Here is a 10438-nt window from a genome sequence, read left to right as displayed (position 1 = left end):
CCGGTTTCGAACTGGCCGCCGTCATGCGCCGCGACGCCGCCCTGGCCGCCGACTACGCGCAGCGCCACGGCGTGCCGCGCTGGTTCGACGATGCCGATGCGCTCATCGGCGATCCCGGCATCGATGCCGTCTACATCGCCACCCCGCCCGATACGCACCTGCACTATGCCTTGAAGGTCGCCGCCGCCGGCAAACCCTGCTGCGTTGAAAAGCCGATGGCCCCCAGCCATGCCGAATGCCTGCAGATGCTCGATGCCTTCGCAACAGCGCAACAACCGTTGTTCGTGGCCTATTACCGGCGCTCGCTGCCGCGTTTCGAGCAGCTGCGCCAATGGCTGAAAGAAGGCCGCATCGGCACGCCCCGCCATGTGCACTGGCAACTGGCACGCACCCCGCATCCGGATGACCTGCAAGGGCGCTACCGCTGGCGCACCGATGCCCGCATCGCACCGGGCGGCTACTTCGATGATCTTGCCAGCCATGGCTTGAACCTGTTCTCGCACTTCTTCGGCGATGTGGCGCAGGTGACCGGGGCCAGCGCCAACCAGCAAGGGATCTACAGCGCCAAGGATGCGGTGGCGGCCAGCTGGCGCTATCACAGTGGCATCACCGGCAGCGGCAGCTGGCACTTCGGCAGCTTTGAACGGGCGGACCGGGTGGAGATTACGGGCAGTGCGGGCAAGCTGGAATTTTCCATCTTCGAGGAACGGCCGCTGGTGCTGACTACGCCGGCCGAACGCATCGAGCTGGCCATCCCAAATCCGGAACACATCCAGCAATACCACGTGGCCAACCTGCAACGGCACTTGAGCGGAGGTGCGCCTCACCCATCCTGTGGCGACAGCGCTGCGCAGACGGCGTGGATGATGGAAGCGATCCTGGAAAAACGGTGAAATCCTTCACCTGCATGAAAAATGCATGGCTCGCAGCACGCATCCCGACTTGCGATGATAATTACCCTTCATAAATCACTAAAAATTACGTTATCCAGCTAGTACCAACAACAGCAAATCACGGGGGGGCCGTCCGACATGCCACAGAGCAATCACCTGACTTTCATCGAGACCGACACACTGCGCATCGGCTTTGAAACCAGCGGCCCCCCAGAGGCCCCCGCCGTGATCTTGCTGCATGGCTGGCCGGACGACGTGCGCACCTGGGACGCCTTCCTGCGTCCGCTGCGGGCGGCCGGCTACCGCGTGATCCGGCCCTACCTGCGCGGCTACGGCCCGACCCGTTTCCTCTCGGAATCGACACCCCGCAGCGGCCAGCTGGCTGCGCTGGGCAGCGACCTGATGGCCTTTGCCGATGCCCTGGGCCTGGCGCGCTACTCCGTCATCGGCCACGACTGGGGTGCACGGGCCGCCTATATCGCCGCCTCGCAGACACCCGAACGCATCGCTCATTGCATCGCCCTCTCGGTGGGCTGGGGCACCAATACGCCGGGGCAGCGGCTGTCGCTGCAGCAATCGCGCAATTACTGGTACCACTGGTTCTTCGCCACCCCGCGCGGCGAAACCGAGCTGCGCGAGGACCGCCGTGGTTTCGCTCGCTTCATGTGGAATACCTGGTCACCTTCCTGGAAATTTGCCGAGAGCGAATTCGCCAATACCGCCGCCTCCTTCGACAATCCCGACTGGGCCGAGATCTGCGTGCATTCCTACCGGCATCGCTGGGGCTTTGCCGAGGGCGATCCCGCCTATGCGGCGCTGGAAGCCCGATTGCAGGACACACCGCGCATCATGGTGCCCACGCTGGTGCTGCATGGCACTGAGGATGGCGCCAATCATCCGTCGACCTCGGAAGACCGCGAGCCCTACTTCGGGGCCGCCTATCGCCGCGTGCTCATCCCGGGGGCCGGCCATTTCCCCCAGCGCGAAAAGCCGGAAGAAGTCGTCGAGGTAGTGCTGGCCTGGCTGGCGCGCCCGGCCTGAACATGGACTTCAGTGGCAGCCGCCCCCATGGCTGCCGAGATTGGCCGGCTTCATGTCGTCGGGCAGGCTGGCCAGTCCTTGCAGGATGCCGCAGTCGCGCGCCGGCTGTTCCACCTCGCACTGGGCGCGCAGCTGGTGCAATTGCTCCTGCAGGGCCTGCAACTGCAGGATGCGCTGGGCCACGTGGCCGATGTGCTTGTCCAGCAGCGCGTTGACTTCGCCGCAATTCTGCTCGGGCGCGTCGCGCAGGCGCAGCAGTTCGCGCACTTCATCGAGCGTCATGTCCAGCGAACGGCAATGGCGGATGAATTGCAGCCGCTCCACGTGGCGCGCGCCATAGAGCCGGTAATTTGACTGTGACCGTGTGGGCTCCGGCAGCAACTCTTCCTTTTCGTAATAACGAATAGTTTCTACCGGGCAATCTGCCTGGGCGGCCAGTTCGCCGATCTTCAATGTATCCATGGGATCCTCGCTTGACCTTGTAGTTACTTCAGGGTTTTAAATATACCCCTGAAACCTGTTGGCTGCACAAGGAGCCCCAAATGGCTGGACATTCCCACAAGCACGATCACGACCATTCGCATGGTCACGCACATAAGCACGTACATGAGCACGAGCATGGTCATTCTCACGCACAGCAAGCACAGGGCTGCTGCTCCGGCCATGCCTGCGCCAGCAATGAAGCGGCCCCTGCCCCGATCCCCGCAGCGCAGCTGGAGGGCAAGACCGAGGAAGCCGTCTTCTTCATCCAGAAGATGGATTGCCCGACCGAAGAAAAGCTGATCCGCGAACGGCTCTCGCAGATGTCCGGCGTAGGCACGCTGGAATTCAACCTGATCCAGCGCGAGCTGACGGTGCAACACCAGTTGCCCTCCATCGCCCCGCTGGTGGACACCTTGAAGGCACTGGACATGCTGCCGGCCGTGAAGTCCGATTCACTGGATGCCGAGGCCGGCCGCGATGCCCCCGACCAGGCCGCCGCCTACCGCATCCCGGCGCGCCGCTGGGCGCTGCTGGGCTTGGCCGGCGTAGCCGCGCTGGGGGCCGAGGTGCTGGCCTGGACCAGCGGCAATGACCACTCCCTGCCGGTGATCGCGCTGGCGATCGCCGCCATCCTGCTGGGCGGCCTGGGCACGCTCAAGAAGGGCTGGATCGCGCTGCGCAACTTCTCGCTGAACATGAACTTCCTGATGTCGCTGGCCGTGATCGGCGCGGCGGTCATCGGCCAGTGGCCGGAGGCGGCGGTGGTGATCGTGCTGTTCACCCTGGCCGAGATGATCGAAGCGCTGTCGCTGGACCGCGCCCGCAACGCCATTGCCGGCCTGATGGCCATGACACCCGACATGGCGACCCGGCGCGGCGCGGACGGTGTCTGGTCAACTGTACCGGCCCGTACCGTGACAGTGGATGAAACTGTACGGGTAGCCCCCGGGGAACGTGTACCGCTGGATGGCCTGGTACTGTCAGGCAGCACCAGCATCAACCAGGCCCCCATCACCGGGGAAAGCATACCGGTACAGAAGCAGCCCGGTGACCCGGTCTTTGCCGGCACCATCAATGAACAGGGCGCTTTCGAGATGCGCGTGACGGCGGTGCAAGGCGACTCGACCCTGGCGCGCATCGTCAAGAGCGTGCAGCAGGCGCAGGGCCAGCGCGCCCCGACCCAGCGCTTCGTGGACAACTTCGCGCGCTACTACATCCCGGCGGTGGTGCTGATGGCTTTACTGGTGGCCGTGCTGCCGCCGCTGCTGATGGGTGCGCCCTTCCAGCCGTGGCTGTACAAGGCGCTGGTCCTGCTGGTGATCGCCTGCCCTTGCGCGCTGGTGATCTCCACGCCGGTGACCATCGTCAGCGGACTGGCCTCGGCGGCCCGGCATGGCATCCTCGTCAAGGGCGGCGTCTATCTGGAGCAAGGCCGCCAATTGCGCGCGCTGGCATTGGACAAGACCGGCACGATTACCTTTGGCAAGCCCGCCGTGACCGATGTGGTCTCGCTGCAGGCCGGGGCGGATCAACAGGCGCTGCTGCAACTGGCGGTCTCGCTGGCGGCACGCTCGGACCATCCGGTCTCACGCGCCATTGCGCAGCAGAAAGACATCGTCACGCTGGAGGTGAGCGACTTTGCCGCCTTGGCCGGACGCGGCGTGCAGGGGCGCATCGGCGGACAACTGCTTCATCTGGGCAACCACCGCCTGGTGCACGAGCTGGGCCAGTGCAGCCCGGAACTGGAGGCACGCCTGCAAGCCTTCGAGAAGCAGGGCAAGACCACCACCGTGTTGTGCCGCGACGGCCAGCCGCAGTTGCTGGTGGCGGTGGCCGACACCGTGCGTCCCAGCAGCAAGGAAGCGGTGGCCGAGCTGCGTGCGCTGGGCGTGGACGTCATCATGCTGACCGGCGACAACAGCCATACCGCACAGGCCATTGCCAGCCAGACCGGCATTGCCGATGCACGTGGGGACCAGCTGCCCGAAGACAAGCTCAAGGCCATCGAAGCGCTCAGCGCGCGCCACGGCGTGCGCGGTGTGGGCATGGTCGGCGACGGCATCAACGATGCCCCGGCGCTGGCGCGGGCCGACATCGGTTTCGCCATGGGCGCGGCCGGCACCGACACCGCGCTGGAGACGGCCGACGTGGCCCTGATGGATGACGACCTGCGCAAGATCCCCGACTTCATTCGTCTAAGCCGCAAGGCCCATACGGTCCTGGTGCAGAACATCAGCATTGCGCTGGGCATCAAGGCGGTGTTCCTGACGCTGGCGCTGGTGGGCATGAGTTCACTGTGGATGGCGGTGTTTGCCGACATGGGGGCCAGCCTGATCGTGGTCTTCAACGGCCTGCGCCTGGTGCGCGGCTTGCGCGAACGCAAGGCCGCGGCCTGAGGCCGGCCGTACAGGTTGATCGCAGGGACGGCCCCGGTCTATACTGCCGCCCATGATGCTGCGCGCAAAACTCCTCCTGCTCTGGCTGCTGGCGCTGGCGATTCCCGTCCAGGGCTTCGCCGCCGTGCTGCAGGCCTGCGCGCCGTCGCAGCAGCAGGCGGTACAGCATCATGCGCCGGCAGTGCAAGCGCATCAGATGCAGCATGAGCATCATGACCAGCAGGCCCATCAAGGCCATCATGCCGATCATGGTGCGGCAACACAGATCACCTCTGCTGATGCCAGCGACACACAACATCAGCAACATCACACGCATTCCTCCTGCAGCTTCTGCGCCGCCTGCACCGTCGGTGGCCTGTTGCCGCTGGCCTTGAGCGCACCGCCTGCGCCTGATCTTCCCTCGCGCGAATTCATTGCGCTGCCGGCTTCCGGCTTCGTCGGCTATCTGCCGGAAAACCCCGACCGTCCCCCTGCCCTCGCCTGATCCCGCCCTGCGCACCTTCGCGTGCGCCTGAGCCTCGTGCGCGCTGACGTCAGTGCGCGCGTGGCATGACGATCATCATCAGACGAGGATTCCATGATTCCCCAAGTTTCACGTCCCTGGCGGGCCGCTGCCGTGGCCGCCTGCGCCTTGCTGGCCGGCTGTGCGCAGCTGTCGCCGGATGGCGGTTTCGGCCAGGTCGAGCAGACCAGCCAGCAACGCCTGGGCCACACCCCGGCCTGGAACCGCAGCCCGCAACAGACCCAGGCCAGCAGCGAGCGTGTGCGCGCATTGCTGCACGACCCTGCGGGCGGTGCAACGCGACTGGCCAGTGCCGACGATGCGGTGCAGATCGCCCTCCTCCACAATCCTGACCTGCAGGCCGATTTCGCCGGACTGGGCGTGGCCGAGGCAGACCTGGTGCAATCCGGCCGCCTGCCCAATCCCGGTTTCTCCTTCAAGCGCACCCATGCGGGCGACGATCTCAAGATCGAGCGCAGCCTGTCACTGGGCCTGATGCGCCTCATCACCATGCCGACGACTGCGCGCATTGAACAGCGGCGCTTCGAGCAGGTGCGCCTGTCGCTGGCCGCGCGCGTACTGGCGCTCGCAGCGCAGACGCGCCAGGCCTACTACCAGGCGGTGGCCGCGCAGCAGGGCTTGCAGTATCAGGAGCAGGTGGCCGATGCGGCCGAGGCGGCGCATGAACTGGCGGCGCAGATGGCGCGGCTGGGCAATATCAGCCAGCTCGATGGTGCGCGCGAGCAGTTCTTCTATGGCCAGGCGCAGGCCAGCCTGCAGCAGGCGCGCCGACAAGCGGCGCAGTACAAGGAAACGCTGGCCCGCCTGCTGGGGCTGGCACCGGATTTCGCGTTGCCAGCGCAATTGCCGTCCCTGCCCAAGCAGCTGGAGGCGGTCGATGACATCGAGCAGCAAGCCCTGCAGCAGCGCCTGGACGTCCAGGCCGCCCGCACCGAACTGGAAGGCCTGCAAGCTTCGCTGGGACTGACCCGCGCCACCCGCTTCATCAACGTGCTGGACCTGGGCGCGGTGCGCACCACCGAGAGTGGCAAGCCCAATGAAAACGGCTACGAGATCTCGTTGGAGATTCCGCTCTTCGACTGGGGCGAGGCGCGCACGGCCAAGGCCGAGGCCATCTACCTGCAGGGTGCGCACAAGCTGGCTGCGGCTCTTCTCGATGCACGCGCCCAGGCACGTCTGGCCTGGCGTGAGCGGCAGGATGCCTATGCGCTGGCCCGGCGCTACCAGGATGAACTGGTGCCGCTGCGCCAGCGCATCGCCGAAGAAAATCTGCTGCGCTACAACGGCATGCTCATCAGCGTCTTCGCCTTGCTGGCCGATGCGCGCGAACAGGCGGCCACGGTCAATGCCGCCATCGATGCCCAGCGTGATTTCTGGATCGCCGACGCCAGCCTGCAACAGGCGCTGGGCGGCCGTCCCCAACCAGGAAAGCAACCATGAACCCGAACGACAAAGCGCGCCGCCACTTCCTGCAAGGCGCGGCGCTCGCCGTAACGGCCGGTGCCGTCAGCCGCGCCGGTACCGCCGGTCTGCCTGAAGCCCCGTTGCAAACCAGCGCCGCCACGCAGCCTCCGCTGCAACCCGCCACTGGCCGTCCTTACCAGCCGGTGGTCACGCTCAATGGCTGGACCTTGCCCTGGCGCATGAAGAACGGCGTCAAGGAATTCCACCTGATCGCCGAAGCCGTGGAGCGCGAGATCGCGCCCGGCATGAAGGCCAGGCTGTGGGGCTACAACGGCCAGAGCCCCGGCCCGACCATCGAGGTGGTGGAAGGCGACAAGGTGCGCATCTTCGTGACCAACAAGCTGCCCGAAGCGACCTCGGTGCACTGGCACGGACAGCGTCTGCCCAATGGCATGGATGGCGTCTCGGGCCTGACGCAAGCGGCCATCCCGCCGGGCAAGACTTACGTGTATGAGTTCACTGCCAGGCGCGCCGGCACCTTCATGTATCACCCGCATGCCGACGAGATGGTGCAGATGGCCATGGGCATGATGGGGTTCTGGGTGACACATCCCAAGGATCCGGGCGTCATGCGGGTGGATCGGGATTTCGTGTTCCTGATGAATGCCTACGACATTGCGCCGGGGGCCTCGGTGCCCAAGGTCAGCACCATGCTGGACTTCAACCTGTGGACCTGGAACAGCCGGGCCTTCCCCGGCATCGACCCGCTGGTGGTGCGGCAGAACGACCGCGTGCGCATCCGCGTGGGCAATCTCACCATGACCAATCACCCGCTGCACCTGCACGGCCACGAGTTCAGCGTGACCGGCACCGATGGCGGCTGGGTACCACCTGCCGCGCGCTGGCCCGAGGTCACCACCGACATTGCGGTGGGCCAGATGCGGGCCATCGAGTTCGATGCCACCGAAGAAGGCGACTGGGCCCTGCATTGCCACAAGGCGCATCACACCATGAACGCCATGGGCCATGACCTGCCGACCATGATCGGGGTGGACCAGTCCAAGGTCGTCAGCAAGATCAGCCGTCTCATTCCCGACTACATGGCCATGGGTGACAAGGGGGGATCGATGGGCGAGATGGAGATGCCCCTGCCCGACAACACCCTGCCCATGATGACCGGACGCGGACCGTATGGCCCCATCGAGATGGGTGGCATGTTCAGCACCGTGAAGGTCCGGCGCAACCTGGCGCGGGATGATTACCGGGATCCGGGCTGGTATCGCGCACCGGCCGGCACGGTGGCGCGGGAATGGCAGGGCGAGATGCCCGAGGCACGGCGGGCCGCGCCTTCCGGCACGGCTGCGCCTGCCACGCTGGAGGTCATCAAGCCGGGAGGGCATCAAGGGCATCATTGAAAACATGACTTATTGAGCACCTCTGTCATCATATTTTTACATCATTGTTTTTGGATCAGCGACCTTGCGTCGCTGACGACTTCACGAAAGGAAAGACCATGTTGCGCTCCCTCCTCCTCACCACGGCCCTTTGTTTGACTGCGCTGGCGGCGCACGCGCAGGGTGATGCACCCAAAGTGGATGGCGAAATCCGCAAGGTCGACACCGGCACGGGCAAGCTCACCATCCGCCATGCGGAGATTCCCAATCTGCAGATGGGCGGCATGACGATGGTGTTCAAGGCCGATCCCGAGATTCTGGCGCGGGCACGCGAAGGCGAGAAGATCAGCTTCACCGCCGACCGGATCGATGGTGCGCTGACCGTGACCTCGCTGGAAGAAAAGCGCTGACCACCCGCGGGGGGGCGGGACGCTTCACAATTTCGTCGTCCCGGCGACGATGCGGTTGGAGACTTGGCGGTATCATCGGAGTTCGTTTCATCCATCCCATCCATAAGAGGCGGTCCTGCCGCCGCACAACAGAGGAGACTCCGGCATGCCCCAAGCGATCGAGCAAACCCCGTCGGCCTATGGCTATCCGCTGCTGATCAAGCAGTTGCTGCACAGCGCCCTGGCCACCGCCCCCGAGCAGGAAATCATTTACGGTGCGCGCCGGCTGACCTATGCCGGTTTTTATGAGCGCGTGCAGCGGCTGGCCAATGTGCTCAAGGAAATGGGCGTGCAGGCCGGCAATACGGTGGCGGTGATGGACTGGGACAGCAATCGTTATCTGGAGTGTTTCTTTGCGGTGCCGATGATGGGCTGCGTGTTGCAGACGGTGAATGTGCGGCTCTCGCCGGAGCAGATTGCCTACACGCTCAATCATGCGCAGGCGGATGTCTTGCTGGTGAATTCGGATTTCATGCCGGTGTTGAAGCAGATCCGTGGTGAGTTGAACACCCTCACGCGCTGCGTACTGCTGACCGACGATGGCAGTCCCTGCCCGCAGGGGCCGGGCTTTGCGGGGGAATATGAAGCTTTGCTGGCGCAGGCGTCTGCGCAGTATGACTTCCCCGACTTCGACGAGAACGCGCGCGCGACGACCTTCTACACCACTGGCACCACGGGCTTGCCCAAGGGCGTGTATTTCAGCCATCGGCAACTGGTCCTGCATACGCTGGGCACCACGGCCGGGCTGGCGTTGGCCCCGCAGCAGGGGCGTTTGCATCGGGATGATGTCTACATGCCGTTGACGCCGATGTTCCATGTGCATGCCTGGGGGCTGCCTTATGTGGCGACGATGGCGGGGGTCAAGCAGGTGTATCCGGGGCGCTATGTGCCGGACACGATCTGCAAGCTGATCCGTGAGGAGAAGGTGACCTTCTCGCATTGCGTGCCGACCATTTTGCAGATGGTGTTGACCTCCGAGCAGGCGCGGGAGGTGGATCTGTCGGGGTGGAAGATGATCATCGGCGGTTCGGCGATGACGGGCAGTCTGGCGCGCATGGCGCGGGATCGGGGGATTGATGTCTTTACCGGCTACGGGATGTCGGAGACTTGTCCGATATTGACGCTGGCGCAGGTGCCGACCGAGGACCTGGGCAGCGAGCGTGAAGCCGTGCTGCGCGTGAAGACCGGGCGGCCGGTGCCGCTGGTGGCCTTGCGTACGGTGGATGGCGATATGAATGATTGTCCGCGGGATGGCAAGAGCACCGGTGAAGTGGTGGTGCGCGCGCCCTGGCTGACGCAAGGGTATCTGCATCAAGCGGAAGCCTCTGAAGAATTGTGGCGTGGGGGGTGGTTGCATACCCAGGATATCGGGCATCTCGATGCCGAAGGCTATCTGCAGGTCACGGATCGGATCAAGGATGTCATCAAGACCGGGGGCGAGTGGGTCTCTTCGCTGCAGATCGAGGACATCATTGCGCGGCATCCGGCTGTGGCTGAGACGGCCGTCATCGGGGTGCAGGACGGTAAATGGGGGGAGCGGCCGGTTGCGCTTGTCGTCCTGAAGAAGGATGTGGACGCGGTTTCCGAAGAGGATATCCGGCAGCATGTGATGGCTGCTGCCGAGGCTGGGACCATCTCTCGTTATGGCGTGCCGGATCGGGTGCGGTTTGTTCCTGAATTGGCTCGCACTAGCGTCGGGAAGCTCAACAAGCGGGTGATGCGGGAGCAGTATCCGGTTGGGGGGTGATCCTTCTTGGTTTTTGGTTTGTTTTGTCTTGGCTGGGTGCTTTTCTGGTTGTGCGGTTTGGCGTAGTCTGCACAGAATTCTGTCCTGCGCTCTAGCTTAATTCTGTTC

The 10438-nt window shown here is 64.6% G+C and carries 9 protein-coding genes; 8 read left to right on the top strand and 1 reads right to left on the bottom strand.

Annotation, left to right across the window (positions count from 1 at the left end; translation table 11 throughout):
- Positions 1-893, top strand: an 893-nt coding sequence (locus tag B3873_RS09490; RefSeq protein ID WP_286865547.1) for a Gfo/Idh/MocA family protein, incomplete at its 5' end; no start/stop codon positions are given.
- A gap of 138 nt (positions 894-1031) precedes the next feature.
- Positions 1032-1934, top strand: a complete 903-nt coding sequence (locus B3873_RS09485) for an alpha/beta fold hydrolase (protein ID WP_286865544.1) — start codon at positions 1032-1034, stop codon at positions 1932-1934.
- A 9-nt stretch (positions 1935-1943) separates the two neighbouring features.
- Here B3873_RS09485 and cadR read toward each other — a convergent pair whose 3' ends face one another.
- Positions 1944-2396: a Cd(II)/Pb(II)-responsive transcriptional regulator gene (gene cadR, locus B3873_RS09480; RefSeq protein WP_121038792.1), complete on the bottom strand. Its 453-nt coding sequence runs from the start codon at positions 2394-2396 to the stop codon at positions 1944-1946.
- A gap of 80 nt (positions 2397-2476) precedes the next feature.
- Between cadR and B3873_RS09475 the strand changes: the two genes are divergently transcribed.
- The 6 genes from B3873_RS09475 to B3873_RS09450 all read left to right on the top strand — a co-directional run bounded on the left by B3873_RS09475 (position 2477) and on the right by B3873_RS09450 (position 10330).
- Positions 2477-4813 (top strand): heavy metal translocating P-type ATPase, encoded by a 2337-nt coding sequence (locus B3873_RS09475; RefSeq protein ID WP_286865539.1) that lies wholly within the window; start codon positions 2477-2479, stop codon positions 4811-4813.
- 52 nt (positions 4814-4865) lie between these two features.
- Positions 4866-5297: a hypothetical protein gene (locus B3873_RS09470; RefSeq protein ID WP_209533399.1), complete on the top strand. Its 432-nt coding sequence runs from the start codon at positions 4866-4868 to the stop codon at positions 5295-5297.
- A gap of 93 nt (positions 5298-5390) precedes the next feature.
- On the top strand, positions 5391-6776 hold the full coding sequence (locus B3873_RS09465; RefSeq protein WP_286865537.1) for a TolC family protein: 1386 nt from the start codon (positions 5391-5393) through the stop codon (positions 6774-6776).
- Positions 6773-8155, top strand: a complete 1383-nt coding sequence (locus tag B3873_RS09460; protein WP_286865534.1) for a multicopper oxidase family protein — start codon at positions 6773-6775, stop codon at positions 8153-8155. Before B3873_RS09465 ends, B3873_RS09460 begins: the two co-directional genes overlap by 4 nt.
- Before the next feature lie 98 nt (positions 8156-8253).
- Positions 8254-8544 carry a copper-binding protein gene (locus B3873_RS09455; RefSeq protein ID WP_286865532.1) on the top strand — a complete coding sequence of 97 codons (291 nt, stop codon included), beginning with the start codon at positions 8254-8256 and terminating at the stop codon, positions 8542-8544.
- 145 nt (positions 8545-8689) lie between these two features.
- The gene (locus B3873_RS09450) at positions 8690-10330 is read left to right on the top strand and encodes a fatty acid--CoA ligase (RefSeq protein ID WP_286865530.1); all 1641 of its coding nucleotides are present in this window, start codon (positions 8690-8692) and stop codon (positions 10328-10330) included.
- Positions 10331-10438: the final 108 nt, after the last annotated feature.

Origin of the sequence: Herbaspirillum sp. UBA812, from assembly GCF_002296545.1 — a bacterium.
In the GTDB taxonomy this organism is placed as follows: Bacteria; Pseudomonadota; Gammaproteobacteria; order Burkholderiales; family Burkholderiaceae_D; genus Herbaspirillum; species Herbaspirillum huttiense.
The sequence above is the reverse complement of the archived record's forward strand: the minus strand, read 5'-3'. Positions and strand labels throughout refer to the sequence as shown.

Bases quoted from the DNA above. Each gene is read 5' to 3' on its own strand.
- B3873_RS09485 (WP_286865544.1), top strand. From the start codon at position 1,032: ATGCCACAGAGCAATCACCTGACTTTCATCGAGACCGACACACTGCGC.
- cadR (WP_121038792.1), bottom strand. From the start codon at position 2,396: ATGGATACATTGAAGATCGGCGAACTGGCCGCCCAGGCAGATTGCCCG.
- B3873_RS09475 (WP_286865539.1), top strand. From the start codon at position 2,477: ATGGCTGGACATTCCCACAAGCACGATCACGACCATTCGCATGGTCAC.
- B3873_RS09470 (WP_209533399.1), top strand. From the start codon at position 4,866: ATGATGCTGCGCGCAAAACTCCTCCTGCTCTGGCTGCTGGCGCTGGCG.
- B3873_RS09465 (WP_286865537.1), top strand. From the start codon at position 5,391: ATGATTCCCCAAGTTTCACGTCCCTGGCGGGCCGCTGCCGTGGCCGCC.
- B3873_RS09460 (WP_286865534.1), top strand. From the start codon at position 6,773: ATGAACCCGAACGACAAAGCGCGCCGCCACTTCCTGCAAGGCGCGGCG.
- B3873_RS09455 (WP_286865532.1), top strand. From the start codon at position 8,254: ATGTTGCGCTCCCTCCTCCTCACCACGGCCCTTTGTTTGACTGCGCTG.
- B3873_RS09450 (WP_286865530.1), top strand. From the start codon at position 8,690: ATGCCCCAAGCGATCGAGCAAACCCCGTCGGCCTATGGCTATCCGCTG.